We start from the raw sequence: 26,662 nt of genomic DNA on the forward strand, positions 1-26,662 counted from the left end.
TCGTCCCGATGACCATCCGCCTAAACTTGCTGGATACGAATGGCCACGCCCGAGGGGCATCCGCGCGGTTCGGGCTGGTCCGACGAAGCCGCCTTTGCCTCATGGCGTCGGCGTCAGAACGGGCTTCCCATGACTATCGCCAACACACTCTTTCGCCCCGACCTGCTTGCCCGATATCACGCAAACGGTCCTCGTTATACGTCCTATCCCACGGCCCTGCAGTTCCGTGACGACTTCGATCCCGCCGACTACCTGCGCGCCGCCGCCGATCCGGGCGCAGCATCGACCGATCTCTCGCTGTATTTCCACATCCCCTTTTGCGATACCGTGTGCTTCTACTGCGGATGCAACAGGATCGCGACGAAAAACCGTTCGCATGCACGACCGTACCTCGATCAGTTAAAGCGCGAGATGGCGTTGCAGGCGGCGCATTTCGATACGCGCCGCCCGGTGTCGCAACTTCACCTGGGCGGCGGCACGCCCACTTTCCTGTCGCACGACGAGTTGACTGAATTGATGGCGGCGGCGCGCGAGCATTTCTCGTTGCTGCCCGACGCACTCTCCGAGTATTCGATCGAGGTCGATCCGCGCGAGGCGTCGCCGGAAACGGTTGCGCACTTGCGCTCACTCGGCTTTAACCGCCTCAGCCTCGGTGTGCAGGACTTCGATCCCGTGGTGCAACGGGCAATCAACCGTGTGCAGCCTTTCGAGATGACCGCGTCGGTCATGCAGGCCGCGCGCGCCACAGGCTTCCATTCGATCGGCGTCGATCTGATTTATGGATTGCCACATCAAACGGTGGAAAGCTTCAGCCGCACGCTCGACACGATGATCGAGCTTGCGCCCGATCGGCTCTCGGTGTTCGCCTATGCGCACATGCCGCAGCTCTTCAAGATGCAAAGACAGATGGACCCGGCTGCGCTGCCCACGCCGCCCATGCGGCTCGCGATCCTGCAACGCGTGATCGAGCGCTTGACCGGTGCGGGCTACGTCTATATCGGCATGGATCACTTTGCGCTGCCCACCGACGAACTCGCGCGTGCGCAAGCAAGCCGCACGCTGCATCGCAACTTTCAGGGCTACAGCACGCGGGCCGAATGCGATCTGATCGGCCTCGGCGTGTCGTCGATCGGCAAGGTCGGCGATGTCTACGCGCAAAACGCCAAAGACCTGCCCGTCTATTCGGCGGCGATGAAAGCCGGCAAGCTCGCGATTACACGCGGCGTGCGCCTGAGCGTCGACGATCGCCTGCGCCGCGACATCATCACGCAACTCATGTGCAACCTCGAAGTGCGCTTCGATGAATTCGAAGCCGCGTATGGCATCCGCTTCGCTGATGTGTTCGAGCCGGAACTGGAAAGGCTGGCAAGCTTCGAGCAGGATGGGCTGATCTCGATCAGCGAACGCCAGCTCGACGTGCTCACTGCGGGGCGCATGCTCGTGCGCAATATTGCGATGGTGTTCGACCGCTACCTTGGACAGCAAACGCTCGAACGCTTTTCGCGGACGGTTTGAAGCGCGGACAGCATGAAGAGCGGCTGGCTTGCCCGTCTTCGAAATTTCGGCCATAATCTGCGTCTTCGCCGCGCGCCATGTCTTGCGCGTGCGCTGCAAGACCTGCCCAGGTGGTGAAATTGGTAGACGCAGGGGACTCAAAATCCCCCGCCGCAAGGCGTGCCGGTTCGATTCCGGCCCTGGGCACCAAAGAATTTCAATGTACGCGTAAGTTCGAATTCTCCTCTCGCGTTCAACTGTACTTTCCAGCCTCGCTTAGCTCAAAACCCCGCCTGCGTTGACCGCCTGCGGGGTTTGTTGCTTCTGGCCTTCCGACCATGACCATCGCGATCCACGCGCCGCTCTGCAACGGGCAATGGATCGCGCACCTGGCTCAATACGCCACGCTCGAACGACGTAAGCGCGCAAACACATTGCACGCCACTTCGCACATCACCTCACACGCCGTTCGACAGACCATCAACGCCCCGCTACGCCTGCGCTGCGATGCATGGCCGCGCGGCGACGCTTGAGCGCATAGCCGACCCACATCACGACGAGCCACGCCGGCACGAGCCATACGGAAACCGAGAGGCCGGGCGTCATGGCCAGAATGACGAGGATCAACGCCATGAACGCGAGACAGATCCAGTTGCTGAGCGGAAACCAGAGCGACTTGAATACGAGCGTTTCGCCCGCGGCGACCATCGCTTTGCGCGACTTCAGATGCGTCAAGCTGATCAGCGCCCAGTTCAACACGAGAGCGGCAACGACCAATGCCATCAGCAAACCGAGTGCTTCGGCGGGAATCAGATAGTTGATGATCACGCAGGTGAACGTGGCTAGCGCCGACAAACCAATGGCCATGTACGGCACGCCGCGCCGGTCCACCTTCATGAGCGCGCGCGGCGCGTTACCCTGTTCCGCGAGGCCATACAGCATGCGGCTATTCGCGTACACGCCACTGTTGTAGACGGACAGCGCCGCGGTCAGCACCACCACGTTGAGCACATTGGCGGTCAGCGTCGAGCCGATCTGCGAGAAGATCATCACGAACGGACTGCCGCCCGCCGCCACTTCGTTCCATGGGTAGAGCGACAGCAACACGACGAGCGAGCAGATGTAGAAAATCAGAATCCGGTAGATCACCTGATTTACGGCCTTCGGAATGCTTTTCTGCGGCTCGTCGGCTTCGGCTGCCGTGATGCCGATCAACTCAAGCCCGCCGAAAGAGAACATGATGACCGCGAGCATCATGAACAGACCGTGAAAGCCATGCGCGAAGAAACCGCCGTGGCTCCACAGGTTGGTGATCGACGCCTGCGGTCCGCCGTGGCCGCTGATCAGCAGATAACCGCCGAACACGATCATGCCGATCACCGCCACGACCTTGATGATCGCGAACCAGAACTCGGTTTCACCATACGCCTTCACGTTCGCGAGGTTGATCGCGTTGATCACCGCGAAGCACACCAGCGCCGACACCCACGAGGGCACCCCCGGCCACCAGTAATGCACATAGGTGCCGACGGCGGTCAACTCCGCCATACTGACGAGCACGTACAGCACCCAGTAATTCCAGCCCGACAGAAAGCCGGGGAAATCGCCCCAATACTTGTACGCGAAGTGGCTGAACGACCCGGCGACCGGTTCCTGCGCGACCATCTCGCCCAGTTGCCGCATGATCATGAAGGCAATGATGCCGCCGATCGCGTAGCCGAGAATCATCGACGGGCCGGCTGCCTGCAGCACGCTGGCGGAGCCGAGAAAGAGCCCCGTGCCGATCGCGCCGCCCAGCGCGATCAACTGGATATGGCGATTTTTCAGCCCGCGCTTCAGGCCGTCCTGCTGCTGTCCACTATTCAACTTGCGCCCCAGTGTATGGATATCGATCACCCGGCTGGACTTATGATCCGGCCTGGCAAACCGTAAATTTTACCCCGGCCGATATAACCTAAATACTGGGAGCAACCCGCGTTAGTTCTGCGCCGCACTTAACGGCATGGATTGTGATTGTCACGGGTAGGGGGCTTATGTATGTTCGCGTAGTCGAGCAATCAGCCTCCGGAGATTCAACATGTCGCTCAAACGCCTGCTGTGCGCCGCCGCTGTGAGTCTCTGCTTCGCCGAGGCAAACGTCCTCGCGCAGACAGCCACGCCGGTTGAATCGCCAGGTGCGCCGGCCACGCAAATGAGCGTGCCGCAAATGCCGCCGCCCTCCGTGCCTGAAACGCCGCCGATCGCACAACCGATGACGACCCCGGCCACGCCCACTGCGGCAACAGCCACGGCCGCACCTGTCGCGCCGGTCGCGCCGATGAGCGGCCCGGTGCGCAACGTCGTGCTGGTGCACGGCGCTTTCGTCGATGGTTCGAGCTGGAACGGCGTGGTCGCTAAATTGCAGCAGAAGGGTTATCACGTGAGTTCGGTGCAGAACCCGCTCACCTCTCTCGCCGACGACGTCGCCGCCACGCGCCGCGTCCTTGCGCGCCAGGACGGTCCGACGATGCTCGTCGGCCATTCGTGGGGCGGCGTGGTGATCACCGAGGCAGGCGCGAACGCGCCGAACGTAGCAGGCCTCGTCTACGTCGCGGCGATCGCGCCGGACTTGCACGAGTCGGCGGTCGATCTGATGAAGCGCGCGGCGCCGATGCCCGCAGGCCAGAGCATGATCACGGACCCGAGCGGCTTTCTCTGGCTCGACCGCACTCATTACCGCGCCGACTTCGCCGCGGACGTCCCCGACAATGTGACCCGCGTGCTGGCCGCCGCGCAGCAGCCGATCTCATCGAAAGCGTTTACCGAAACGGTCAGCCAGGTGGCGTGGCGGGAAAAGCCGTCGTGGTACGTGCTCACGACGAAAGACCGCGCCGTCTCGCCCGAGGTCGAAAAGTTCATGGCCGAGCGCATGGACGCGAAGGTCGTGCCGATCGCGTCGAGCCATCTTGCGCCGGTCTCGCATGCGGCTGCAATTGCGGACGTGATCGACCGGGCCGCACGGGAGCTTGGCCGGCAGCAATGAGTCGAGCGCAACGCCGCGCATGCGCGGTTCCTGCGCGTAACCGCCGCTGGTGCTCGCGACCGAGCCGCTGAGCCGCTGAGCCGCTGAGCCACTGAGCCACTGAGCCACTGAGCCGCTGAGCCACCGAGCCACCGAGCCACCGAGCCGCTGAGCCACTGAGCCACTGAGCCACCGAGCCACCGAGCCACCGAGCCACTGAGCCACTGAGCTACCAACGCCACGAGCGACAGCCAGGCGAGGCACCCGAGGCGCCCCACCCTCCTCGCGGCTCACACGCACCCTTCGCCGCGCCTGCCCGGCATCACCGCAGATTCGTGGTTGCCAGTTCCACGATTTCGTCGCCGCGGCCATTCAGTACCGCCTTGAGCATATACAGGCTGAAGCCTTTCGCCTGTGCCCACTGAATCTTCGGCGGCATCGCGAGTTCGTGCTTCGCGGTCACGACGTCGACCAGCGCCGGCCCCGGATGCGCAAACGCCTCGCGCAACACCGGTTCGATGTTTTCCGAATGTTCGACGCGAGCGCCGAAAATGCCCGCGCCTCGCGCAATGGCCGCGAAGTCCGTCGCGATCAGATCGGTGCCGGCTTCGAGATAACCGCCCGCCTTCATCTCCATTGCGACGAAACCGAGCGTGCCGTTATTGAACACCACCACCTTGATCGGCAGGTCGAGTTGCCGCGCGCTGAGCAGATCGCCAAGCAGCATCGAAAGACCGCCGTCGCCGGACAACGAGATGACCTGGCGGCCCGGTTGCGCGGCTTGTGCACCGAGCGCTTGCGGCATTGCGTTCGCCATCGAGCCGTGGTTGAACGAACCGTGCAATGTGCGCTTGCCGTTCATCGTCAGATAACGCGCGGCCCAGAGCGTGGGCGTGCCGACATCGACGGAAAACGCGGCGTCTTCGTTCGCAACCTTGTCGACGATGCTGGTGAGATATTGCGGATGAATCGCGCGCCCCGCGGGCGAAGGACGCGCGAGATCGTCGAGATCCTTGCGCGTGTCGGCATAGTGCTTGCGCGCGTTCTCGAGGAAGCGCCGGTCGGCCTTGCGTTTGAGCCTCGGCAGCAGCGCCTCGACCGTCGCCTTCACGTCGCCGACGAGTCCGAGCTTCAGCGGCGCGCGCTTGCCGAGCGCGGAGCCGCGCCGGTCGATCTGCACCACGTTGCCGTGCGACGGATAAAAGTTTCGATACGGAAAGTCGGTGCCGAGCATCACGAGCGTGTCGCACGACATCATCGCGTGGTAGCCGGAGCTGAAGCCGATCAGCCCCGTCATCCCGACGTCGAACGGATTGTCCCACTCCACGTACTGCTTGCCGCGCAATGCGTGGACGGTGGGCGCGGCCAGCTGATCGGCGAGCGCCACCACCTCGTCGTGCGCGCCCGCACAGCCGCTGCCGCACAGCAACGTCACTGCATTGGCCTCGTTGAGCAGGTCGGCGAGGCGGTCGAGGTCGGCTTCGGACGGCAGCACGGTGGACCGCTCGAGCGTGCCGGCCCATGCCGGCGTTTCATCGGTCGCCTCCGCGAGCGCAACATCGCCCGGGAGCACGATCACCGCGACGCCACGGTCCTCGATTGCAGTGCGCATGGCATGCGCGAGAACACGAGGAAATTGTGACGGGTTCGTGACGAGTTCGGCGAAGTGGCTGCACTCCTTGAACAGATCCTGCGGATGCGTTTCCTGAAAGTAGCCGAGCCCGATTTCCGACGACGGGATATGCGCGGCGATCGCGAGCACAGGCTGATGGTTGCGGTGACAGTCGTACAAGCCGTTGATTAGATGCAGATTGCCCGGACCGCAACTGCCTGCGCACACCGCAAGCTTGCCGGTGGCGGCGGCTTCGGCGCCGGCGGCGAAGGCGGCGACTTCTTCGTGACGGGTGTGCATCCAGCGTATCGAACCGACCCGTTGCAAGCTGTCTGACAGGCCGTTCAGGCTGTCGCCCGTTACGCCCCAGATGCGATCCACGTTTGCTGCGGCCAACGTTCTGGCCAGATAATCCGCGATAGTCTGCTTACTCATGCCGTGCTCCGCTCGTTGAGAAAGACGGTACCTCTGCAGACGCAGAGATTACCCCTTCCTCGAACAAGGCGTCGTCCGGGTGCGCAGAAGCATGGTGGAAAGGCGGCGCATGACAGGGGTGCCGCCGATTTCCTTTCAGTCCGACTGACGCGACGTCCATCGACCTTACGAAAGGCATCCGCGCTGCCGCGATTAGTTAAGAATCCGAATCACCGCAGCATGCCTGGAGACTACGCCGATGCACCGCCAACGGGCGACGGGGCGTCCGGGTTCCCGCGATGTTATTCTTCGCTCGCCATGAATCTCGAAAGCATCCTCTTCACACAAGGTTTCGGGTCGCGCCGCCAGTGCCGCGCGCTGATCGGCGACGGCCGCGTGAGCGTCGCCGGCGTGGTCTGTACCGACGCCAACACCGATTTCTCCTTCGATGGACACGATTTCCACTTCAGCGTGGACGGCGTCGACTGGCCATATCGCGAACACGCTTACCTGCTGCTGAACAAGCCCGCGGGCTATGAATGTTCGCGCGACCCGCAGCATCATCCGAGCGTGTTCAGCCTGTTGCCACCTCAGTTCGCCGAGCGCGGCGTGCAGTGCGTCGGCCGGCTCGACCAGGACACAACAGGGCTGTTGCTCCTTTCCGACGACGGCAAATTCGTCCATATGTTCACGTCGCCGAAACGCAAGGTGCCGAAGGTGTACGTAGCCACCACGCGCCATCCCGTGAACGATGCGCAACTGGACGCGCTACGCGGTGGCGTGCTGTTGCATAGCGAGCCCAAACCGATTGCGGTAGTCGACGCACAAACGCGCGGCGAGTGCATGCTGGCGCTGACCGTCATGGAAGGCAAATATCACCAGGTCAAGCGGATGATCGCGGCGGCCGGCAACCGCTGCGAGGCCCTGCATCGCGAGCGCGTCGGCGGACTCGCGTTGCCCGCAGCGCTTGCGCCCGGCGCGTGGCAATGGCTCGACGAAGCCGACCTCGGATCTTTACGGAGCGGGTAAACCGGTAGCGCCCTTTTAAAACCTTGATCCAGCACGAAAAGTCGGGGGCCGCCTGATTGCCCCGTGAACGAAAGCGGCCCCGCGCGCTGCGACGCAACATGCCCTTCCTTACAAGTCGCCCTATACTCGTCTAAACAAAGACCAATAAGTTTCAAGGAGGGGCGCCATGGCTATCCATGACACCGTCGTGATCTCTCACGGCATGATTCTGTTTTTGTGCGCCGGGTTAGTTCTGATCGCCGGATTGCTGGTGACGATGAGGTTGCGCCACACTTATCATCCCAATCTGATCGGTGCGTTGATCGGTGCAATGCTGTGTTTTCTGTTGCTCGAAGCACTCCCGGCGTTGACCTGACGCTGCGCGGCACCAACGCTTCGCCGCAACGAGACGGCGCGCCGCATCATGCGTCGACGGGCCACGGCCGGCACGGCGAGAAGTGGCCAGCACGTAAGCGGCGCGGACACGGATGTTTGCGTGCGCTACTTCCTGTGCCGCTGTGTTTCGCGCAAAAAGTCCTGCACGCCTGGATACCGTAAGCGCACGCCCAATTCCCTTTTCAGACGCCTGTTCACGAGCCGCCGCGATTCGCGCATGAACGAGAGCAGGGTCGGCTCGATCTGCTGCTCGGCCTGCTCGCGCGAAATGCGCGGCGGACGCGACAGACCAAACGCATCGGCCACCTCGTCGAAATACTCCCCCATTTTCAGCGACGAGTCGTCGGACGCGTGAATCACGCGCGCCGGGCGTCCGTGCGTCGCGAGGCGCACAAGGATGGTCGCAAGGTCATCGGCGTGGATATGATTGGTGTAGACGTCGTCGCTATCCACCAGCGCCGGCGTGCCCTTTTCTAGACGTGCGAGCGGCAAGCGGTTGCCCGCATAGATGCCCGGAATTCGCGCGATGCTGGCACAAAGCGCGCCGCGCGCGGTCGCGCGACGCAGTTGCTGTTCCGCCGACACGCGCCGTTTGGCGCGCGCGTTCGTCGGCTGCGTGACGCGCGTCTCGTCGATCCACGCACCACCGCAATCGCCGTAGACGCCCGACGTGCTCGCATAGACGAGCCGGATGCGCGCAGCCGAAGCGGCGGTTCGGCCGACCCCGTCGGGTACAATACCGGCTGTTTTTCCGCGCGCCCACGACGCGCTCATGTCGCGCTGCTCGCGGCGTAACCGTCCCAGCGGCGCCACCGCGCCGCGCGCGGCACGCAGCGCCCGGCCGCCGGACCCGAGCGTCGCGAGCAACGCGCGGGTGCGGCGGTCGTCGTCGCCGGTTGTCTGCGGTGGCGCGAGGTGCAGCACGGTCGGCGCGAGCGCGGCGATCCGTTTCAGGCTGCGGCGCGCGTCGAGGTCGCCGGCAACTGGTGTCACGCCCGCGGCGCGCAGTTCGGCGGTTCGTTCGGCGTGACGGGTCAGCGCAAAGATATGCGCGCGCGGCCGCAGCAAGGGCACGCAGCGCATGCCAACGTCGCCGCACCCTACAATCAGCACGCGCGGCCGGCGTAAGTTTCGTGTCGCTTTCATGGTGAACGCATTGTAGCCGCCAGGCGCGGCGTGCATCGCGCAGTGAACCGCAGTCAGGAAATGATCGCACCCGATCGCCACGATCACCCCATTACCGACTTTTCGATTTCGAACACTCTATGGCATTTAACGTCACGCTCCGGCAAAGCGGCCGGCAGTTTCAGGTAGAACAGGACGAACCGGTACTGAGCGCCGCGCTGCGCCAGGGCATCGGCCTGCCGTACGGCTGCAAGAACGGCGCATGCGGTTCGTGCAAGGGCACGGTGGTCAGCGGCGAGATCGAACAGCGTCCGCATTCGTCGTCGGCATTGTCGAACGACGAAAAAACGCGCGGCATGGCGCTCTTGTGCTGCGCCACCGCGTGCACCGATCTCGAAGTGGACATCCGCGAAGTGGCGGGCGTGGGCGACGTACAGGTCAAAAAGCTGCCGTGCCGCGTCAACGCAATCGAGCGCAAAGCCGACGACGTGATCGTGCTGAAGCTGCAATTGCCCGCCAACGAGCGTCTGCAATACCTCGCCGGTCAGTATCTCGAATTCATTTTGAAAGACGGCAAGCGTCGCAGCTATTCGATGGCGAATGCGCCGCACACGGAAGGTCCGATCGAACTGCATATCCGCCACATGCCCGGCGGCGCATTCACGGACCACGTGTTCAGCACGATGAAAGAGCGCGACATTCTTCGTTTCGAAGCGCCGCTCGGCACGTTCTTCCTGCGTGAAGACTCGAACAAGCCTATCGTGCTGCTCGCATCCGGCACGGGCTTCGCGCCGCTGAAGGCGATCGTCGAACACGCGGTGTTCAAGAACCTGAATCGCCCGATGACGCTGTACTGGGGCGCACGTCGCAAGAAAGACCTGTACCTGCTCGAACTTGCCGAACAATGGGCGCGCGAGATTCCCAACTTCAAGTTCGTGCCGGTGCTCTCGGAGCCCGATGCGAGCGACGCATGGACGGGCCGCGTGGGCTTCGTGCATCGCGCGGTGATCGAGGATCTTCCGGATCTGTCCGCCTATCAGGTGTACGCGTGCGGCGCGCCGGTCATGGTGGAGTCGGCGCAGCGCGACTTCACGCAGCATCACGCGTTGCCGGAAGACGAGTTCTATGCGGACTCGTTCACGAGCGCAGCAGATCTGGCCAACCCGGTTTGACAGGTCAGGCGGTCCGTTCTCATGCGTCTTGCGGATCGCACATCCTTAACGTGTCACCATGACGACACGGCCATGAAAATCGTCCGGGGCGCCGACCTCTGCAAATTGATGGTTTACACCGGCGGCGCCCATGTCGTATTCTTTCGCGCATGAACCGCATCCAGTCCGAACTTCGACGTCGCCGCTCGCCGCTCCCATAGGGACGCCGCCGGCTTCGTCACGGACTCGCGCTGCATAAGGCGCAAGCTCTTCGAATCATGAAAGCCACGGCCTGCCGTGGCTTTTCTGTTTTTCCGGCCCCTGCTTCTGGAACCGGCCACCCACCACCCACCCTTCACCCTTGCTGTCTGGAGCCCGCCGTCATGAATTTCAATGAGTATCCCATCGAGTCGCTGATGTACATCACGAACCGGCCCGAAATCGTTTTCACGCACGGCAAGGGCTCGTGGCTCTACGACAATAACGGCAAGCGCTATCTGGACTTCATCCAGGGGTGGGCGGTCAACAGTCTCGGCCATTGCAACGACGGCATGATCGAAGCGCTGAACCGGCAGTCGCAATTGCTGATCAACCCGTCGCCGGCGTTCTATAACCAGCCCATGGCGCAACTGGCCGGCCTGCTCACCGCGCACAGCTGTTTCGACAAGGTGTTCTTTGCGAACAGTGGCGCGGAAGCGAATGAAGGCGCGATCAAGCTCGCGCGCAAATGGGGCAAAAAGTTCAAGGACGGCGCGTTCGAAATCATCACGTTCGACCACAGCTTCCACGGCCGCACACTCGCCACCATGTCGGCGAGCGGCAAGCCGGGCTGGGACACGATCTACGCGCCGCAAGTGCCGGGTTTCCCGAAGGCGGACCTGAACGACATCGCGTCGGTTGAACGGATCATCAATCCGAAGACCGTCGCCGTGATGCTGGAACCGATTCAGGGCGAAGGCGGCGTGATTCCTGCATCGCGTGAATTCATGCAACAGCTGCGTGAGCTGACGAAGAAACACAACCTGCTGCTGATCGTCGATGAAGTGCAAAGCGGTTGTGGCCGCGCGGGCACGCTGTTCGCCTACGAGCTGTCGGGCATCGAGCCGGACATCATGACGCTCGGCAAGGGCATCGGCGGCGGCGTGCCGCTCGCGGCGCTGCTGTCGAAAGCGGACGTGGCCGTGTTCGAGGCCGGCGACCAGGGCGGCACGTACAACGGCAATCCGCTCATGACCGCCGTCGGCTACTCGGTGATTTCGCAACTCACCGCGCCGGGTTTTCTCGAAGGCGTGCGTGCGCGCGGCGAGTATCTGCGCGGGAAGCTGCTGGCGTTATCGGAGGAGCGCGGCTTCGAGGGCGAACGCGGCGAAGGCCTGCTGCGCGCGCTGCTGCTCGGCAAGGATATCGGCAACCAGATTGTCGAGAAGGCGCGCAACATGCAGCCCGACGGCCTGCTGCTGAACGCCGCGCGTCCTAACCTGCTGCGCTTCATGCCCGCGCTGAACGTGACGAACGAGGAAATCGACCAGATGATGGCGATGCTGCGCTCGATTCTCGACACGCTGTAATGCACAGGAACGGTTGATGACAACGCCTGCGACGCTATCTATCCGCTGCTTCGACGCGTCCGACACCGATGCCGTGATCGCACTGTGGCAGCAGGCATTCCCCGAGTATCGGGATGTCACGCGGCCGCAGCGCAATCCGCATCTGTCGATCGCGAACAAACTCGCGACCCAGCCCGAGCTGTTCTTTGTCGCGGTGCTCGGCGAGCGCATCGTCGGCACGGTGATGGGCGGCTACGATGGCCACCGCGGCTGGATGTATTCGCTCGCGGTGGATGAGTCGGTGCGTCGTCATGGCATCGGCACGCGGCTCGTCGCGCATGTCGAAAGCGCACTGACCGCGCTCGGCTGTCCGAAGGTGAATTTGCAGGTGCTGTCGGCCAGGAACGAGATCCGCGGCTTTTACGAGGTACTGGGTTACCGCGCGGATCCGGTGATCAGTCTGGGCAAACGGCTGGGCGAACTGGCCGATCCGGTGCCGTCTGCCTAGCGGGCGCAGTTCTGTCACGCACCTTCCGGATGTAGAAAGGCCGCATGCGCTCAGCGCGCATGCGGCCTTTTTCACGACACGGCCGACCAGACGGGTTTATTCGCCCAGATAGGCCGCGCGCACCTTCGGATCGTCCAGCATCTGCTTCGCATCGCCCGACATCGTGACCAGACCCGAGTCCATCACGTAGCCGCGATTCGCCGCCTGCAACGCGAGCCGCGCGTTCTGTTCGACCAGCAGCACGGTCATGCCTTCAGCCGAAATCGCGCGCACCACTTCGAAGATCTTCTCGACCATGATCGGCGACAGACCCATCGACGGTTCGTCCAGCAACAGCAGCTTGGGACGCGAGATGATCGCGCGCGCCATCGCCAGCATCTGCTGTTCGCCGCCCGAGAGCGTGCCGGCGAACTGCGTCGCGCGCTCCTTCAGACGCGGGAAGAAGCCGAACATGCGATCGACGTCCGCCTTGATGCCGTCCGTATCCGTGCGCAGATAGGCGCCCATCTGCATGTTCTCGACAATCGACATGCGCGCGAAGATGCCCCGGCCTTCCGGCACCATCGCCAGACCGCGCTTGAGCAGCAGATGCGGCGGCACGCCCTTGATCGACTCGCCCATGTACTCGATGTCGCCGATCGTGTAGGGCTTCAGACCCGTGATCGCTTTCATCGTCGTGGTCTTGCCTGCGCCGTTCGCGCCGATGAGCGTGACCAGCTCGCCCTGCGCGACTTCGAGGTCGATCCCCTTGACTGCCTGGATGCCGCCGTAATTGACCTGCAGGCCCTTGATTTTCAACATTGCTTGCGTCGTGGACATTTAGTGGACCCCTGCACCCAGATAAGCTTCGATCACCTTCGGATCCTTCTGCACGTCTTGCGGCAGACCTTGCGCAATCACCTTGCCGTAGTCGAGCACCGTCATCTGGTTGCACAGACCCATCACGAGCTTCACATCGTGCTCGATCAGCAGAATCGTCTTGCCGTCCGCGCGGATCTTGTCGAGCAGCCTCGTCAGCTCGACCTTTTCCGTCGCGTTCATGCCGGCGGCGGGTTCGTCGAGCGCGAGCAGTTTGGGATCTGTCGCGAGCGCACGGGCAATTTCCAGACGGCGCTGGTGGCCATACGACAAATTGCGCGACGTATAGTCCGCGTACTGCGCAATGCCCACGTAGTCGAGCAGTTCGATCGCGCGTTCCTTGATCTCGCGCTCTTCCTGACGCTCGGCAGGCGTCTGGAACACTGCGCCGATCAGGCCGTGCTTCGTACGCACGTGACGGCCGACCATCACGTTTTCCAGTGCGGTCATGCCGCCGAACAGACGGATGTTCTGGAACGTACGCGCAATGCCGGCTTTCGCCACCTGATACACCGCGGTCGGCGTATAGCTTTCGCCGTCGAGCCGGAAGTCGCCCGAATCCGGCGTGTACAGGCCCGTAATCACGTTGAAGAACGTGGTTTTGCCCGCGCCGTTCGGACCGATCAAACCGTAGATCGTGCCTTCCTGGATTTGCAGCCCCACGTCGGACAGTGCCTGCAAACCGCCGAAACGCTTGTTGACGCCTTTTACGGACAGTCGGATTTTGTCGCTCATTTCTTTCTCTCCCCGGCTTAGGCCCGCACCGGCTTCTTGCCGCCGCGCTTCGACAGTTTGGCGATCTTGTCTTCATGCTTCGGCGACGGCCACAGGCCTTCCGAGCGATACAGCATGATCAGCACCATCGCGAGTGCATAGACCAGCTGACGGATCACTTCCGTGTCGACGATTTCATGGCCAAACAGCATGTTCTGCAGCGGACCCATGGTCGAGCGCAGGAATTCAGGCAGCACGGCGAGCAGCACCGCGCCCAGAATCACGCCCGGAATATGGCCCATACCGCCCAGCACCACGCACGCCAGCACGACGATCGATTCCGGCAGCGTGAACGATTCCGGCGACACGAAGCCCTGGAACGAGCCGAACATCGCACCGGACAGGCCGCCGAACGACGCGCCCATCGCGAACGCCAGCAGCTTCACGTTACGGGTGTTGATGCCCATTGCCTTCGCGGCGATTTCATCTTCGCGGATCGCGGCCCATGCACGGCCAATACGCGAGTGCTGCAGACGCGTACAGATCCAGATCACGAGCAGCGCGGCGATCACGAACAGGTAGTAGTACGAGTAGACCGTGGGGAACTGGAAGCCGAACAGCGTGTGCGTCTGCGCGAGGCTGAAGTCGCCGAAATGCACCGGGTCAATCGCCGTGATCCCCTTCGGGCCGTTGGTGATGTTCACCGGACGGTCGAGGTTGTTCATGAAAATCCGCACGATTTCCCCGAAGCCCAACGTCACGATCGCGAGGTAGTCGCCCCGCAGACGCAGCGTCGGTGCACCGAGCAGCACGCCGAACAGCGCGGCGAGCGCCATCGCGCACGGCACGATGATGAGAAACGGCACATGAAGCCCGTTCGGCGCGAGATGCGCGATCCATTCGAACTGCGTCGACAGATGCGGTGAGCTGAGCAGCGCCGCCACGTAGGCGCCGACCGCGTAGAACGCGATGTAGCCCAGGTCGAGCAGGCCGGCAAAGCCGACCACCACGTTCAGGCCGAGCGCGAGCATCACGTACAGCATCGCGAAGTCCAGCACGCGGACCCAGTAGTTGCCGCCCGCCGTGCCGATGATCATCGGCGCCGCGATCACGAAGATCGCAGTGATGATGCCGACGGTCCAGGTTTTGGTGCGGTTCTTTTCGGGGATGAGCGTCGTGGACGGCTCGATCGGTTGAATTGAGGTCATGTTTATGGACTCCTTGGACCTGGATCAGGCGCGATCCGCAACGCGTTCGCCGAGCAGACCCGACGGACGGAACACCAGCACGATAATCAGCACGATAAACGCGAACACGTCCTGATAATTACTGCCGAACACACCACCAGTGAGATTGCCGATGTAGCCGGCACCGAGCTGTTCGATCAGGCCGAGCAGCACGCCGCCCACCATCGCGCCGCCGAGGTTGCCGATCCCGCCCAGCACCGCCGCGGTAAAGGCCTTCAGACCGGGGATGAAACCCATGTAGAAGTGCGCGTTGCCGTACTCGGACGCGATCATCACGCCGGCCAGCGCAGCAAGCGCCGAGCCGATCATGAAGGTCGCCGAAATCACGAAGTTCGGGTTCACGCCCATCAGCGACGCATTGCCCGGGTTTTCGGCGATCGCGCGCATTGCGCGGCCCAGCTTGGTCTTGTGAACCAGCAGCAGCAGCCCGCCCATCACGAGGAACGCCACGACGATGATCACGATTTCAGTCATCGAGATCACGGCGCCGGGCGTGGTGTCCGTGGCCTTGATCACGTTCAGCGGATCGGTAGGCAACAGTTGCGGGAACGGCAGCGGGTTGCGCGACCAGATCATCATCGCGAGCGTCTGCAGCAGGATCGACACGCCGATCGCGGTGATCAGCGGGGCAAGGCGCGGAGCCTTACGCAGCGGCCGGTAGGCGACCCGCTCGATCGTATAGCCGACGGCCGCGCACACAATCGCGGCGATGATCAGCGCGATGACGAGCGTCGGCACATTGCCGAGGCCGGGGAAGTGGTTTTGAAGCACGCCGATGGCCGAGAGCGCGACCATCGCGCCCACCATCAACACATCGCCGTGAGCGAAGTTGATGATGCCCAGAATGCCGTAAACCATCGTATAGCCCAGTGCGATGATGGCGTAGACGCTGCCAAGCACCAGTCCGTTTAGGACCTGCTGGATGAAGATATCCATTTAAAGCTCCTTAGCCCGTGCGACTGGATTTCCGTTGTTCATAGCCGGTGGGCGGCGATGCGTCACGTAACCTCAATGGCACTGCGGGTACTGATGTAAAAGACCGGTAAGGGTTATCCGCCGCCAGTTCGCCCCGGCGACTGGACGACAGCCGTGGGCTCCCCTTGAGCGGATGCAAAAACGGCACCGTTGGGTATTGTCGGTGCCGTCAGACTGAACGTCCCGTCATTACATCTTCACGACGTCGAGGACCGCCTTCTTGCCGTCCTTGAAGTCGTAAAGCGTAATGGCGCTCTCTTTCAAATCACCCTTGTCGTCGAACGCGATGTGGCCGATTACCCCGTTGTAATCGGTGGACGGCATCGCAGCCAGCACCTTGGGCGCCTCGATAGAATTAGCGCGCTTCATTGCATCGACGATCACGTACACAGCGTCATACGTGAACGGCGCGTAAATCTGCACCGGCGTGTGGAAGCGGTCCACGTACTTCTTCTCGAAGTCCGCTCCCCTGTCCATTTTCGAAAGCGCAAGTCCTGCCTCCGAACAGACCAGGTTTTGCACGGCGGTTCCCGCCAGCTCACCCACCTTGTCGGTACACACGCCGTCGCCGCCAAGGATTTTTGCCCTGATACCGAGCGCCGCCGCCTGTCTGGTGAACGGGCCGCCCGTTGCGTCCATGCCGCCGAACATGATCACGTCCGGCTGAACACTCTTGATCTTTGTGAGGATGGCCCGGAAATCCGTGGCCCGGTCGTTCGTGGCTTCCCGCGCCACGACCTTCGCCCCATTCGCCTCCACGGTCTTCGCGAATTCGTCCGCGAGCCCCTTGCCGTAGGCGGTCGCATCGTCCACGACCGCGATGCGTCGCGCGCCCAACACCTTCGTCGCGTAGTTCGCAAGCGCCGGACCCTGCTGCGCGTCCGTGGCCACCACCCGGTAAGTGCTCTTGAAACCCTGCTGCGTGTAGGCCGGATTCGTCGACGACGGCGAGATCTGCACGATGCTCGCATCGCTATAGATCTTCGAAGCCGGAATCGAGACACCTGAGTTCAGATGGCCGACCACGCCGACCACGTGATCGTCGACGAGCTTCTGCGCGACGGCCGTTCCCGTCTTTGGGTCCGCTGCATCGTCCTGCGCGTCGAGTTCCAGCTGGATCCTGTGGCCGTCGATCGTCAAACCCTGCGCGTTGATTTCTTCGACCGCGAGACGCGCGCCGTTTTCGTTGTCTTTACCGAGATGCGCGATGCCGCCCGTCAAAGGGGCCGCATGACCGATTTTCACGATCGACGCTTCACTCGCCGGCGCTGCCGCAACGGCAGCCGCCGACGCACCTGCACCTGCTGCTGCCTCGCCTTCCTGTTTTTTGCCGCACGCGGTCAGCATCGCAACCGCGGCCGCGACGGACACGGCGTAAGCAAACTTGACTCGCATTAAGTAGGTCTCCTGCACCTTCCGAAATCTATTGTTCGGGGCCCGCAGGCCTTGAGAACGCGCGCATTGTAACTCCAATTTTGCGATGGGCAATATTGTTGAACTGACAGGGTTTTCCTGCATTGCAACCTTAATTTGAGACTCAAAAACGATCTCCGGCGCAACCGGGTTGCGACTGATTTTCGTGCATCAGTTGCACCATCGCCGTACCCGGTGTCATCAAGTGTTGCGATCTGCTGGCGCGCCGCCTGATCCAGCCGAGGCTTTGGTCACCATTTGGACATTTGTCGTCGTTCCAATGTACGCACTATTTTAGTGCGCCAAAAAGTCATTACTTCGTGACGACGAACGTAAAATTAGGGCGCCATCATCAAGGAACGCGTGATAAAGGTCTTCCGCCGCTCAAAAAAACTCAGCGGAACTCGACCAGATCAGCGCGCAACGACGTGGTTTGGCACTATTTATTCCTGGCTGCCAAGCTGCGTACAGGCGAAAAAAAGCGCGCCCAAGGCGCGCTTTGCTTTCAGCTCTGAAGGCCCGTTGTAGGCCATCGGACCCGTCAGGCCGGAAGCCCCAGCCCCTTCGGCAATGGAAACGCAATGCTCTCTTCGATGCCTTCGAGCGCGCGCACGTTTCGCACACCCAGCTCACGCAAACGTGCGATAACCGCCTGCGCCAACACTTCAGGCGCGGACGCGCCGGCTGTTACGCCGATTCGCCGCTTGCCATCGACCCACCGTGGGTCGATCTGGTCGGGCGAATCCACCATATAGGAAGGCACGCCGAGCTTCTCGGCCAGTTCACGCAGCCGGTTCGAATTGGAGCTGTTAGGGCTACCGACCACGATCACGACGTCGCACTGCGGCGCCATGAATTTCACCGCGTCCTGACGGTTTTGCGTGGCATAACAGATGTCCTGCTTTTTGGGCTCATGAATGGCCGGATATTTGGCCTTCAATGCGCCGATGATCTCGGCAGCGTCGTCGACGGACAGCGTGGTTTGCGTGACGAACGCGATACGCTCGGGATCGGCCAGCTGCAGCGCCTGCACGTCGTCGATGTCCTCGACGAGATGCATGCCCTCGCCCGCCTGGCCCATGGTGCCTTCGACTTCAGGATGACCCTTGTGGCCGATCATCACGATATCGAAACCGTCCTGCCGCATTTTCGCGACTTCGATATGCACTTTGGTGACGAGCGGACACGTGGCGTCGTACACGCGCAGCCCGCGCGATTCGGCTTCCGTGCGCACGGCTTTCGACACGCCATGCGCGCTGAAAATAACCGTGTTGCCGGCCGGCACTTCCTCGAGCCGCTCGATGAAGATCGCGCCCTTCTTGCGCAGGTCTTCAACGACGTAGGCGTTGTGAACGATTTCGTGACGCACGTAGATCGGCGAACCATGCAGTTTGATAGCCCGCTCGACGATCTCGATAGCGCGATCCACGCCGGCGCAGAACCCACGCGGCTGCGCCAGCAGGATCTCCGCTTCGGCAAGAGTCGTATCCGTGATGCTCATGTTTACAGAATCCCGATGATTTTCACTTCGAACGCCAGCGCCTGGCCGGCAAGCGGGTGGTTGAAATCGAACAGAGCGGACGTTTCGCCCACCTCTTTCAGGACGCCGGCATAGCGCCCGCCACCCGGCGCGTTGAATTCGACCAGATCGCCTGGCGAAAAATCCTCGCCGATCATACTGTTTTCGCGCAGCGTGGCCAGCGATACACGCTGAATCAGTTCCGGGTTGCGCGGGCCGAATGCCTGACCCGGCGCTAGCTGAAAGGTCGAATGGTGGCCCACCTTCAAACCCAGCAGAATGTCTTCCAGCGGCGGCGCGAGTTGGCCCGCGCCGAGCAGAAGCGTGGCGGGCTTCTCGGTAAACGTATTGATGACTTCGGCGCCATCGGCAAGGGAAAGCCGGTAGTGAAGCGTCACGTGTGAACCGGGTTTCACTTCGGAAATGTCGATGATGCTCATGCAATGCTCGCTCAGTCGAAGCGCGCTGCACGCGGGCCGCTGGCGCAGTCGACGCGTGTGGCAAACCCTTGGTTCGCCATGCGCAAAGCGCCTATTGTAAGCCACATAACGAGCGGCGGCTTGGGCGCGTCACGTGCGCCGCCGCACGCTAGACCACAAGGATACCGAGCACCATGAACGATCGAATGTGCGCGTTTGACGATACATTGACGCAGACGAGCGCGTCGGCGAAGGTCATGCCGAAGCCGCCAGCAGCGTCGACGAACGCGCTGTTAGTCCACCCTTCGGCAGCGTCCTCGCCGCGCGAACCGCCTCGATTGCCGGACGAACGCGCCGAGCACGAATTGGCCGGTGACACTCGCGAGACATTGTCCGTCGCGCGGCGCGCCCGCCCGTCGAAACGCAAATGGCCCAAAAAGGATATGCCGCGCGAGCGTCTGTTGGACGGCGGCCCGGGTGTGCTCTCCGATACCGAGATGATCGTCCTCGTGCTCGGCTCGGGCCTGCCCGGCCACGACGTGTTCGAAGTGGCGCGCACACTGCTCGATCGCTTCGGCTCGCTGCGCGCCATGCTCGACGCGGAGTACGCCGATTTCAACGGACTGCGCGGCATCGGCCCCGCGAAAAAAGCACAACTGCTCGCCATCATGGAGATGGCGCGACGCTCGCTCGTCGAAAAAATGCGCAAACGGCCGCCGATGAACTCGCCCGAGGCCGTGGAAGACTACCTGCGCCTTCTGATCGGCGGCCGCTCGCGGGAAGTTTTCGTCACGCTGTTTCTGGATGCGCGGCATCGGCTTATCCGCAGCGAGGAAAGCGCGCGCGGCACGCTGACGCGCATGGCCGTCTATCCGCGCGAAATCGTGCGGCAGGCGCTGAGTCTGAATGCGGCCAGTCTGATCGTCGCGCATAATCACCCATCGGGCGCCGTGCAGCCCAGCGCAAGCGACCGCCAGCTCACGCACACATTGCGCAGCGCACTTGCGTTGATCGACGTGCAACTGATCGATCATCTGGTCATTGCCGCCGACCGCGTCTTTTCGTTCGCCCGCGCAGGCTGGCCATGAAGGGGGCCACCGCGTAGCACTAAACCCGTCGAACGCGGCATGCCGGCGGGTCCGCCATCGCAAATAAGGTTTGATTTTGCGGCTTTTTTTCTGCTAGAATTCCGGTTTGCCTATTTCCAACCCCCTGTTCCGAAGCCACCAAGGCGTTCCGGAAAGGATCCGTGCCTGAATTTCAGCGCGACTCTTTTCGGGAAACTTTCACGGCGTTCGAACTCAGAATTAGCGTATTAGGAGTGCTCTCATGGCACGCGTATGCCAAGTAACTGGGAAAGCGCCGATGAGCGGCAACAACGTTTCCCACGCGAATAACAAAACCAAGCGCCGGTTCCTGCCGAATCTGCAAAACCGCCGTATTTGGGTAGAAAGCGAAAACCGTTGGGTGCGTCTGCGCGTTTCGAACGCTGGTCTGCGCCTGATCGACAAGAACGGTATCGACGCTGTGCTCGCAGATCTGCGCGCACGCGGTGAAGCCTAAGGAGTAAATCATGGCGAAAGGCGCACGCGACAAGATCAAGCTGGAATCGACCGCAGGCACGGGTCACTTCTACACGACCACGAAGAACAAACGCAACATGCCGGAAAAGATGCTGATCAAGAAGTTTGATCCGGTCGTCCGTAAGCACGTTGACTACAAAGAAACCAAGATCAAATAAATCTTGGGTCTCCAGCCCGACGAAGGCAAAAGACACGCAAAAAACCTCGCACCTGTGCGAGGTTTTTTTTGTTTGCGCGGCGCAATTTCAGGCCCATGCAGTAATACACGCGTCTTAGCAGCGCACTGAATTTCTTATCCCATTCGGCCAGCTTTCCCTCGTCCGTCGCGACGCGTATCCTTTCTCGTTTTAGCGGCGGCCTATCGCACGCCGTCCTGACAATACGACGAAAGATGGAGATGCAGGCAATGGAATTCGATGTAGCGATTGTCGGTAGTGGTCTCGCGGGTCTGAGCGTCGCGCTCAATCTTGCGCAGACCCGGCGAGTTGCAGTGGTCGCCAAGCGATCCATAACGGAAGGCGCGAGCGATTGGGCACAAGGCGGCATCGCGGCCGTGCTCGACTCGGCCGACAGCATCGAAAATCATGTGCGCGATACGCTGATAGCGGGCGGCGGTCTGTGCGACGAGGCGGCCACACGCTTTATCGTCGAACACGGGCGCGCGGCGATCGAATGGCTGATCGAACAAGGCGTGCCGTTCACGAAAGACGACGCCGCGGAACTCGGCTTTCACTTGACGCGCGAGGGTGGTCACAGTCACCGGCGGATCATTCACGCGGCGGACGCCACGGGCCATGCGGTCGTCGCCACGCTGAGCGAGCGCGTGCGGCGTCATCCGAATATCACACTGCTCGAAGATCACTATGCGATCGACCTGATCACGTCGGACAGGCTCGGTCTGCCAGGACGCCGTTGCCATGGCCTTTACGCGCTCGACTTGCAAAGTGGCCGCACAGTCACCATCGAGGCGCCGCACACCGTGCTGGCCACGGGCGGCGCGGGCAAGGTCTACCTGTACACCACCAATCCGGACACCGCGACGGGCGACGGCATTGCGATGGCGTGGCGCGCCGGTTGCCGCGTGTCGAACATGGAGTTCATCCAGTTCCATCCGACATGCCTGTTTCATCCGTACGCCAAGTCGTTCCTGATTTCGGAAGCGGTGCGCGGCGAAGGCGGCATTCTCAAACTGCCCGACGGCACACGCTTCATGCCGAATCATGACGAGCGCGCAGAACTCGCGCCGCGCGATATCGTCGCGCGTGCGATCGACTTCGAGATCAAGAAGCGCGGCATCGATTGCGTGTATCTCGACATCAGCCATCAATCGCCCGAATTTTTGCGCGAGCATTTCCCGACCATCCTTGCACGCTGCCTCGAATTTGGCATCGACATCACGAAACAGCCGATTCCGGTGGTGCCGGCCGCGCACTACACGTGCGGCGGCGTCGTGACGGACCTGGCCGGCCGAACCGATCTCGCGGGCTTGTACGCTGTTGGAGAAACGTCGTGTACAGGCCTGCACGGTGCCAATCGCCTCGCGAGCAATTCGCTGCTCGAATGCCTCGTGATCGGGCGCTCGGCCGCGCAGGCCATCGAGCAGGAAGGATTCAGCGCAGCGGTCCATGCGCCGCTGCCCGATTGGGACGAAAGCCGCGTCTCCGATCCGGACGAAGAGGTCGTCGTTGCGCACAACTGGGATGAGCTGCGCCGGCTCATGTGGAACTACGTTGGCATCGTGCGCACCGACAAGCGGCTCGCGCGCGCACGTCATAGGCTGGCACTGTTGCGCGACGAGATTCACGAGTACTACGCGAACTTCAAGGTGAGCCGCGATCTGCTCGAACTGCGAAATCTGGTGGATGTCGCCTCGCTGATCGTCGACGGCGCGCGATCACGGCGCGAAAGCCGCGGCCTGCATTTCAGCCGTGACTGGCCGGCCACGTTGCCGAAGGCGCTGCCAACCGTGCTTTCGCCGGAACATGTCCGCAATCGTATCGTGTGAGCGACACGCGCATTCATCCAAGCACGAATGAAAAAACCATCGCCGCCTGAAGGCTGACGATGGCTTTTTCTTCAACGCCCGCGCGGACCATTGCAGCGGCGGCGTTGTCAAACGATTCGCATCGAGTAGTCGGTTGCGCGAACGTCTTTAGTCAGCGCTCCGATCGACACGCGATCCACGCCCGTTTCGGCAATGGTTTTCACCGTATCGAAGTTCACGCCACCCGAGACCTCCAGCACTGCCCTGCCCGCTGTAATTCGAACGGCGTCGCGCATGGCTTCGAACGAAAAATTATCGAGCAGGATCGACTCCGCCCGATGCGCCAGCGCGGTTTCCAGCTGTTCGAGCGTCTCGACTTCGATCTGGATCGAGACGCCTGCATCAAGCGCAAGCGCCGCGTCCATGGCCGCTCCAACACCGCCCGCAGCGGCAATGTGGTTTTCCTTGATCAGGATGCCGTCGTACAGCGCGAGCCGTTGATTCGCGCCGCCGCCCACTCGCACGGCGTACTTCTGAGCGAGCCGCAACCCCGGCAACGTTTTGCGCGTGTCGAGAATGCGTGTGTTCGTATGGGCAATGGCATCCACGTAGCGACGCGTTGCACTCGCCACGCCCGACAGCAACTGCAGGAAGTTCATCGCGTTGCGTTCGGCGGTCAGCAGCGCGCGCACCGGACCGCGCAGTTCGCAAACCGGCGTGTCCGCGCTCATCCTGTCGCCTTCGCGATAAAGCCATTGCACCTCGATACGCGGATCGACCTGATGCATGACCGCGTCGAACCACGGCACCCCGCACAACACGGCATTTTCGCGGACGATAATCCGGGCGTCGCGCACCTCGTCGGCTGGCACGAGACGACCCGTCTGGTCGCCCGGACCGACGTCTTCGGCCAGCGCGTCAGACACGTTGCGCGCTAACGCGGCGTCGAACGCCTGCCCGTACTGCGCATGAATCTCAGCAAATAGCGGCGAAACCGCATCGAGCTTGTTGCCTTCGATCGCGCCCATTACGCGGCTCCAACGTTCGAATAGAGTTGTGAATCGCGCGCAAGATCGCCGCTCGCCTGCACACGCTTCTTGTGTCGCGCGGCGAAGTCGAGCATCCGGTCGATCGGCAGGCGTGCCCGTTCGCCGACCGCGCGATCGACCGAAATTTCATTGTGGCCACGCTCGAGCACGTCGGCCAGATTCGCGAGGCCGTTCATGGCCATCCACGGACAGTGCGCGCAGCTTTTGCAGGTGGCGCTGTTGCCCGCGGTTGGCGCTGCAATCAAGGTTTTGCCGGGCGCAGCAAGCTGCATCTTGTGCAAAATGCCCAGATCGGTTGCCACGATGAAATGCGAAGCGTCGAGCTTTTGCGCAGCGTCGATCAGTTGCGTGGTCGAGCCGACCACGTCTGCCTGCGCGACCACGTTCGCTGGCGACTCCGGGTGCACGAGCACTTTTGCGCCCGGATACTCGGCGCGCAGAAGGTCGAGTTCAATGCCCTTGAACTCGTCGTGTACGAGACACGACCCTTGCCACAACAGCATATCGGCGCCGGTCTGGCTCTGGATGTAGCTGCCCAGGTGCCGATCCGGCGCCCAGATGATCTTTTCGCCGCGCGCATGCAGGTCGGCAACAATCTCGAGCCCGATCGACGACGTCACCATCCAGTCCGCCCGCGCTTTCACCGCCGCGCTCGTGTTCGCATAGACGACCACGGTTCGGTCCGGATGCGCGTCGCAGAAAGCCGAGAATTCGTCGACCGGACAGCCTAGATCGAGTGAGCACGTCGCGTCGAGATCCGGCATCAGAATGCGCTTATCCGGACTCAGGATTTTTGCGGTCTCGCCCATGAAACGCACGCCTGCGACAACCAGCGTCTGCGCGTCGTGATCGCGACCAAAGCGTGCCATTTCCAGTGAGTCGGCCACGCAACCGCCGGTTTCGTCTGCGAGTTCCTGCAGTTCCGCGTCCACATAGTAATGCGCGACGAGTACCGCTTTCTCACGCGCGAGCAATGCGCGAATGCGCGCTTTCAATGCTACCCTTTCCGCCGCCGACGGCATCTCGGGCACTTTCGCCCAGGCCTGTCCGACTCCACAGCTGGTGCCCTGCGCGTGCGGCCGGTCGTATTCGACGGTTCTGATCGCCTGCTGTTCCATGCTCTCCTCTGCCTTCGCTCTGTCGCGGCGGACTGTCCATGGCGAGCCGTTGCCATTTTCCGCAGCCCAAAAAGCAAAACCCCGCCAACGCGGGGTTTTGTGACGTAACGAAATTTTAAAGGATTTCGCGATCAGGCATAGCGACGCAGACGCAACGCAAACTCTTGCAGCGCCTTGATACCGCTTTGTTCCGCGCGGTGGCACCAGTCTTGAAGCTGCACCAGCAACTGGTCGCGAGATGCATTGGAGCGTTCCCACATTGCGGCGAGTTCATTACGCATGTCGATATACGTCTTGAGCTTCTGGCTGTTCGCGAAGATCTGCGGCAACTGACGTTTCTGCGGCTCGTCGAGACCCGCCTCTTCCTTATGGAACCAGCTACGCGCGCCGCGCATGACCTGATACTTCTCACGCGCGCCGACTTCCTTCAGGTGCGCCAGTTCCTGACGATAAGCACGCTTGAGCGCCTTGCCGTAACGCGCCATGACTTCATAGCGGTTGGCGAGCACGGCTTGCAACGTGTCCTGATCGAGCACCAGCTTGCCGGTGGTGAGACGCGGCGTGGGCGCGATCTTCTTCACCTTGGCCAGACGGAACGCGGACATGATGCGTATGTACATCCAGCCGATGTCGAACTCGTACCACTTGTTCGACAACTTGGCCGACGTGGCATACGTGTGGTGATTGTTATGCAGCTCTTCACCGCCGATGATGATGCCCCACGGGAAAATGTTCGTGCTGGCGTCCGACGAGTTGAAGTTGCGATAGCCCCAGAAGTGCGCCAGGCCGTTCACCACGCCAGCCGCCCAGAACGGGATCCACACCATCTGCACGGCCCAGATCGTCAGGCCGACAACGCCGAACAGCGCGACGTTCAGGACCATCATCAGGCTCACGCCGAGAATCGGGTACTTGGTGTATACGTTGCGTTCCATCCAGTCGTTCGGCGTGCCGTGACTGAACTTGCGCATCGTCTCTTCGTTCTTGGCTTCGGTGCGGTACAGTTCCGCGCCCTCGAGCAGCACCTTCCAGATGCCACGCGTTTGCGGGCTGTGCGGGTCTTCTTCGGTCTCGCACTTGGCATGGTGCTTACGGTGAATCGCGGCCCACTGGCCGGTCAGCATGCCTGTGGTCATCCACAACCAGAATCGGAAAAAATGACTGACGGCCGGATGCAATTCCAGCGCGCGGTGCGCCTGGCACCGGTGCAGGTAGACCGTCACGCCGATGATCGTGACGTGTGTCGCGGCCAGCGTATAGAGGACGAGTTGCCACCAGGAGAAGCGAAGCAGACCGTGGGCAAGAAAATCGAGCAAAGAATTCAACAAGGCAATTTACCTGTGGAACGAGAGAGACACGAAACACCGCAAACCAGCGCAAATCAGACGTGTCAAGGAAGTGAAAGCATACAGCGGATTGGACGTCATTCTACTGGAAGCGTTCCAAGTGTTTGTAACAAATAGGGATTTTTTGTCAGCGATCAACCGCTGAAGGGTGCAGCAGCAGCCCTCCGGGGGACGCGCGAGG

General features: G+C 61.9%; 24 protein-coding genes and 1 tRNA gene. 12 read left to right on the forward strand and 13 right to left on the reverse strand.

The annotated features are described in order from the left end of the window. Positions 1 to 129: 129 nt before the first annotated feature. Both hemN and AAGS40_RS11385 read left to right on the forward strand, forming a co-directional pair. A complete protein-coding gene (gene hemN, locus AAGS40_RS11380) occupies positions 130 to 1,515 on the forward strand; it encodes an oxygen-independent coproporphyrinogen III oxidase (protein ID WP_345811439.1) in 1,386 nt (461 codons plus the stop codon). Positions 1,516 to 1,619: 104 nt separating this feature from the next. Then, positions 1,620 to 1,704 (forward strand) — tRNA-Leu (locus AAGS40_RS11385). A gap of 270 nt (positions 1,705 to 1,974) precedes the next feature. On the opposite strand, the gene AAGS40_RS11390 is transcribed toward AAGS40_RS11385, so the two are convergent. After that, entirely contained in the window at positions 1,975 to 3,360 is a 1,386-nt protein-coding gene (locus AAGS40_RS11390; protein WP_345814383.1) for an amino acid permease, read from the reverse strand. Between the two features lie 211 nt (positions 3,361 to 3,571). Here AAGS40_RS11390 and AAGS40_RS11395 point away from each other — a divergent pair, with 211 nt between their 5' ends. Beyond that, entirely contained in the window at positions 3,572 to 4,516 is a 945-nt protein-coding gene (locus tag AAGS40_RS11395) for an alpha/beta hydrolase (RefSeq protein ID WP_345811440.1), read from the forward strand. Positions 4,517 to 4,817: 301 nt separating this feature from the next. Here AAGS40_RS11395 and poxB read toward each other — a convergent pair whose 3' ends face one another. Next, positions 4,818 to 6,542: a ubiquinone-dependent pyruvate dehydrogenase gene (gene poxB / locus AAGS40_RS11400; protein ID WP_345811441.1), complete on the reverse strand. Its 1,725-nt coding sequence runs from the start codon at positions 6,540 to 6,542 to the stop codon at positions 4,818 to 4,820. A gap of 297 nt (positions 6,543 to 6,839) precedes the next feature. On the opposite strand from poxB, the gene AAGS40_RS11405 reads away from it, so the two are divergent. Both AAGS40_RS11405 and AAGS40_RS11410 read left to right on the forward strand, forming a co-directional pair. Beyond that, positions 6,840 to 7,550, forward strand: coding sequence for a 16S rRNA pseudouridine(516) synthase (locus AAGS40_RS11405; RefSeq protein ID WP_345811442.1), 711 nt, complete (start codon positions 6,840 to 6,842; stop codon positions 7,548 to 7,550). A 166-nt stretch (positions 7,551 to 7,716) separates the two neighbouring features. Next, the gene (locus AAGS40_RS11410; RefSeq protein ID WP_345811443.1) at positions 7,717 to 7,905 is read left to right on the forward strand and encodes a hypothetical protein; all 189 of its coding nucleotides are present in this window, start codon (positions 7,717 to 7,719) and stop codon (positions 7,903 to 7,905) included. 125 nt (positions 7,906 to 8,030) lie between these two features. Here the strand turns inward: AAGS40_RS11410 and AAGS40_RS11415 are convergent, their stop codons facing one another. Continuing rightward, positions 8,031 to 9,071, reverse strand: coding sequence for an NAD-dependent epimerase/dehydratase family protein (locus AAGS40_RS11415; protein ID WP_345811444.1), 1,041 nt, complete (start codon positions 9,069 to 9,071; stop codon positions 8,031 to 8,033). A gap of 119 nt (positions 9,072 to 9,190) precedes the next feature. Here AAGS40_RS11415 and AAGS40_RS11420 point away from each other — a divergent pair, with 119 nt between their 5' ends. The 3 genes from AAGS40_RS11420 (at position 9,191) to AAGS40_RS11430 (ending at position 12,256) form a co-directional block, all read left to right on the forward strand. Further along, the gene (locus AAGS40_RS11420; protein WP_345811445.1) at positions 9,191 to 10,222 is read left to right on the forward strand and encodes a CDP-6-deoxy-delta-3,4-glucoseen reductase; all 1,032 of its coding nucleotides are present in this window, start codon (positions 9,191 to 9,193) and stop codon (positions 10,220 to 10,222) included. A gap of 362 nt (positions 10,223 to 10,584) precedes the next feature. Continuing rightward, the gene (locus AAGS40_RS11425; RefSeq protein WP_345811446.1) at positions 10,585 to 11,769 is read left to right on the forward strand and encodes an acetylornithine transaminase; all 1,185 of its coding nucleotides are present in this window, start codon (positions 10,585 to 10,587) and stop codon (positions 11,767 to 11,769) included. A 16-nt stretch (positions 11,770 to 11,785) separates the two neighbouring features. Continuing rightward, positions 11,786 to 12,256: a GNAT family acetyltransferase gene (locus tag AAGS40_RS11430; protein ID WP_345811447.1), complete on the forward strand. Its 471-nt coding sequence runs from the start codon at positions 11,786 to 11,788 to the stop codon at positions 12,254 to 12,256. Positions 12,257 to 12,352: 96 nt separating this feature from the next. Here AAGS40_RS11430 and AAGS40_RS11435 read toward each other — a convergent pair whose 3' ends face one another. From AAGS40_RS11435 to AAGS40_RS11465, 7 genes are all read right to left on the reverse strand, one after another. Then, entirely contained in the window at positions 12,353 to 13,075 is a 723-nt protein-coding gene (locus tag AAGS40_RS11435) for an ABC transporter ATP-binding protein (RefSeq protein ID WP_345811448.1), read from the reverse strand. Next, positions 13,076 to 13,849, reverse strand: a complete 774-nt coding sequence (locus tag AAGS40_RS11440; protein ID WP_345811449.1) for an ABC transporter ATP-binding protein — start codon at positions 13,847 to 13,849, stop codon at positions 13,076 to 13,078. 17 nt (positions 13,850 to 13,866) lie between these two features. Further along, the gene (locus AAGS40_RS11445) at positions 13,867 to 15,036 is read right to left on the reverse strand and encodes an ABC transporter ATP-binding protein (protein ID WP_345811450.1); all 1,170 of its coding nucleotides are present in this window, start codon (positions 15,034 to 15,036) and stop codon (positions 13,867 to 13,869) included. A 24-nt stretch (positions 15,037 to 15,060) separates the two neighbouring features. After that, positions 15,061 to 16,011 carry a branched-chain amino acid ABC transporter permease gene (locus AAGS40_RS11450; protein ID WP_280996069.1) on the reverse strand — a complete coding sequence of 317 codons (951 nt, stop codon included), beginning with the start codon at positions 16,009 to 16,011 and terminating at the stop codon, positions 15,061 to 15,063. A 228-nt stretch (positions 16,012 to 16,239) separates the two neighbouring features. Beyond that, positions 16,240 to 17,445 carry a branched-chain amino acid ABC transporter substrate-binding protein gene (locus AAGS40_RS11455; protein WP_345811451.1) on the reverse strand — a complete coding sequence of 402 codons (1,206 nt, stop codon included), beginning with the start codon at positions 17,443 to 17,445 and terminating at the stop codon, positions 16,240 to 16,242. Positions 17,446 to 18,004: 559 nt separating this feature from the next. Next, positions 18,005 to 18,964, reverse strand: a complete 960-nt coding sequence (gene ispH, locus AAGS40_RS11460) for a 4-hydroxy-3-methylbut-2-enyl diphosphate reductase (RefSeq protein ID WP_345811452.1) — start codon at positions 18,962 to 18,964, stop codon at positions 18,005 to 18,007. A 2-nt stretch (positions 18,965 to 18,966) separates the two neighbouring features. Beyond that, positions 18,967 to 19,422, reverse strand: a complete 456-nt coding sequence (locus AAGS40_RS11465) for a peptidylprolyl isomerase (RefSeq protein WP_345811453.1) — start codon at positions 19,420 to 19,422, stop codon at positions 18,967 to 18,969. A gap of 173 nt (positions 19,423 to 19,595) precedes the next feature. Here AAGS40_RS11465 and radC point away from each other — a divergent pair, with 173 nt between their 5' ends. From radC to nadB, 4 genes are all read left to right on the forward strand, one after another. Beyond that, complete coding sequence (gene radC, locus AAGS40_RS11470) at positions 19,596 to 20,489, forward strand: DNA repair protein RadC (protein WP_345811454.1); 894 nt, start codon at positions 19,596 to 19,598, stop codon at positions 20,487 to 20,489. Positions 20,490 to 20,730: 241 nt separating this feature from the next. Continuing rightward, entirely contained in the window at positions 20,731 to 20,964 is a 234-nt protein-coding gene (gene rpmB, locus AAGS40_RS11475; protein WP_007180631.1) for a 50S ribosomal protein L28, read from the forward strand. A 10-nt stretch (positions 20,965 to 20,974) separates the two neighbouring features. Next, the gene (gene rpmG, locus AAGS40_RS11480; protein ID WP_006050116.1) at positions 20,975 to 21,142 is read left to right on the forward strand and encodes a 50S ribosomal protein L33; all 168 of its coding nucleotides are present in this window, start codon (positions 20,975 to 20,977) and stop codon (positions 21,140 to 21,142) included. 248 nt (positions 21,143 to 21,390) lie between these two features. After that, the gene (nadB, locus tag AAGS40_RS11485; RefSeq protein ID WP_345811462.1) at positions 21,391 to 22,989 is read left to right on the forward strand and encodes an L-aspartate oxidase; all 1,599 of its coding nucleotides are present in this window, start codon (positions 21,391 to 21,393) and stop codon (positions 22,987 to 22,989) included. 107 nt (positions 22,990 to 23,096) lie between these two features. Here nadB and nadC read toward each other — a convergent pair whose 3' ends face one another. The 3 genes from nadC to AAGS40_RS11500 all read right to left on the reverse strand — a co-directional run bounded on the left by nadC (position 23,097) and on the right by AAGS40_RS11500 (position 26,463). After that, positions 23,097 to 23,996 (reverse strand): carboxylating nicotinate-nucleotide diphosphorylase, encoded by a 900-nt coding sequence (gene nadC / locus AAGS40_RS11490; protein WP_345811464.1) that lies wholly within the window; start codon positions 23,994 to 23,996, stop codon positions 23,097 to 23,099. Further along, positions 23,996 to 25,135 carry a quinolinate synthase NadA gene (gene nadA, locus AAGS40_RS11495; protein ID WP_345811466.1) on the reverse strand — a complete coding sequence of 380 codons (1,140 nt, stop codon included), beginning with the start codon at positions 25,133 to 25,135 and terminating at the stop codon, positions 23,996 to 23,998. Before nadA ends, nadC begins: the two co-directional genes overlap by 1 nt. 131 nt (positions 25,136 to 25,266) lie before the next feature. Continuing rightward, the gene (locus tag AAGS40_RS11500; protein WP_345811467.1) at positions 25,267 to 26,463 is read right to left on the reverse strand and encodes an acyl-CoA desaturase; all 1,197 of its coding nucleotides are present in this window, start codon (positions 26,461 to 26,463) and stop codon (positions 25,267 to 25,269) included. Positions 26,464 to 26,662 lie beyond the last annotated feature (199 nt).

The sequence above is a fragment of the Paraburkholderia sp. PREW-6R genome (assembly GCF_039621805.1).
Taxonomy (GTDB): domain Bacteria; phylum Pseudomonadota; class Gammaproteobacteria; order Burkholderiales; family Burkholderiaceae; genus Paraburkholderia.

What these genes read in the sequence shown, in the direction of transcription:
- hemN (WP_345811439.1), top strand. Translation starts at nt 130, where the DNA reads ATGACTATCGCCAACACACTCTTTCGCCCCGACCTGCTTGCCCGATAT.
- AAGS40_RS11395 (WP_345811440.1), top strand. Translation starts at nt 3,572, where the DNA reads ATGTCGCTCAAACGCCTGCTGTGCGCCGCCGCTGTGAGTCTCTGCTTC.
- poxB (WP_345811441.1), bottom strand. Translation starts at nt 6,542, where the DNA reads ATGAGTAAGCAGACTATCGCGGATTATCTGGCCAGAACGTTGGCCGCA.
- AAGS40_RS11405 (WP_345811442.1), top strand. Translation starts at nt 6,840, where the DNA reads ATGAATCTCGAAAGCATCCTCTTCACACAAGGTTTCGGGTCGCGCCGC.
- AAGS40_RS11410 (WP_345811443.1), top strand. Translation starts at nt 7,717, where the DNA reads ATGGCTATCCATGACACCGTCGTGATCTCTCACGGCATGATTCTGTTT.
- AAGS40_RS11415 (WP_345811444.1), bottom strand. Translation starts at nt 9,071, where the DNA reads ATGAAAGCGACACGAAACTTACGCCGGCCGCGCGTGCTGATTGTAGGG.
- AAGS40_RS11420 (WP_345811445.1), top strand. Translation starts at nt 9,191, where the DNA reads ATGGCATTTAACGTCACGCTCCGGCAAAGCGGCCGGCAGTTTCAGGTA.
- AAGS40_RS11425 (WP_345811446.1), top strand. Translation starts at nt 10,585, where the DNA reads ATGAATTTCAATGAGTATCCCATCGAGTCGCTGATGTACATCACGAAC.
- AAGS40_RS11430 (WP_345811447.1), top strand. Translation starts at nt 11,786, where the DNA reads ATGACAACGCCTGCGACGCTATCTATCCGCTGCTTCGACGCGTCCGAC.
- AAGS40_RS11435 (WP_345811448.1), bottom strand. Translation starts at nt 13,075, where the DNA reads ATGTCCACGACGCAAGCAATGTTGAAAATCAAGGGCCTGCAGGTCAAT.
- AAGS40_RS11440 (WP_345811449.1), bottom strand. Translation starts at nt 13,849, where the DNA reads ATGAGCGACAAAATCCGACTGTCCGTAAAAGGCGTCAACAAGCGTTTC.
- AAGS40_RS11445 (WP_345811450.1), bottom strand. Translation starts at nt 15,036, where the DNA reads ATGACCTCAATTCAACCGATCGAGCCGTCCACGACGCTCATCCCCGAA.
- AAGS40_RS11450 (WP_280996069.1), bottom strand. Translation starts at nt 16,011, where the DNA reads ATGGATATCTTCATCCAGCAGGTCCTAAACGGACTGGTGCTTGGCAGC.
- AAGS40_RS11455 (WP_345811451.1), bottom strand. Translation starts at nt 17,445, where the DNA reads ATGCGAGTCAAGTTTGCTTACGCCGTGTCCGTCGCGGCCGCGGTTGCG.
- ispH (WP_345811452.1), bottom strand. Translation starts at nt 18,964, where the DNA reads ATGAGCATCACGGATACGACTCTTGCCGAAGCGGAGATCCTGCTGGCG.
- AAGS40_RS11465 (WP_345811453.1), bottom strand. Translation starts at nt 19,422, where the DNA reads ATGAGCATCATCGACATTTCCGAAGTGAAACCCGGTTCACACGTGACG.
- radC (WP_345811454.1), top strand. Translation starts at nt 19,596, where the DNA reads ATGAACGATCGAATGTGCGCGTTTGACGATACATTGACGCAGACGAGC.
- rpmB (WP_007180631.1), top strand. Translation starts at nt 20,731, where the DNA reads ATGGCACGCGTATGCCAAGTAACTGGGAAAGCGCCGATGAGCGGCAAC.
- rpmG (WP_006050116.1), top strand. Translation starts at nt 20,975, where the DNA reads ATGGCGAAAGGCGCACGCGACAAGATCAAGCTGGAATCGACCGCAGGC.
- nadB (WP_345811462.1), top strand. Translation starts at nt 21,391, where the DNA reads ATGGAATTCGATGTAGCGATTGTCGGTAGTGGTCTCGCGGGTCTGAGC.
- nadC (WP_345811464.1), bottom strand. Translation starts at nt 23,996, where the DNA reads ATGGGCGCGATCGAAGGCAACAAGCTCGATGCGGTTTCGCCGCTATTT.
- nadA (WP_345811466.1), bottom strand. Translation starts at nt 25,135, where the DNA reads ATGGAACAGCAGGCGATCAGAACCGTCGAATACGACCGGCCGCACGCG.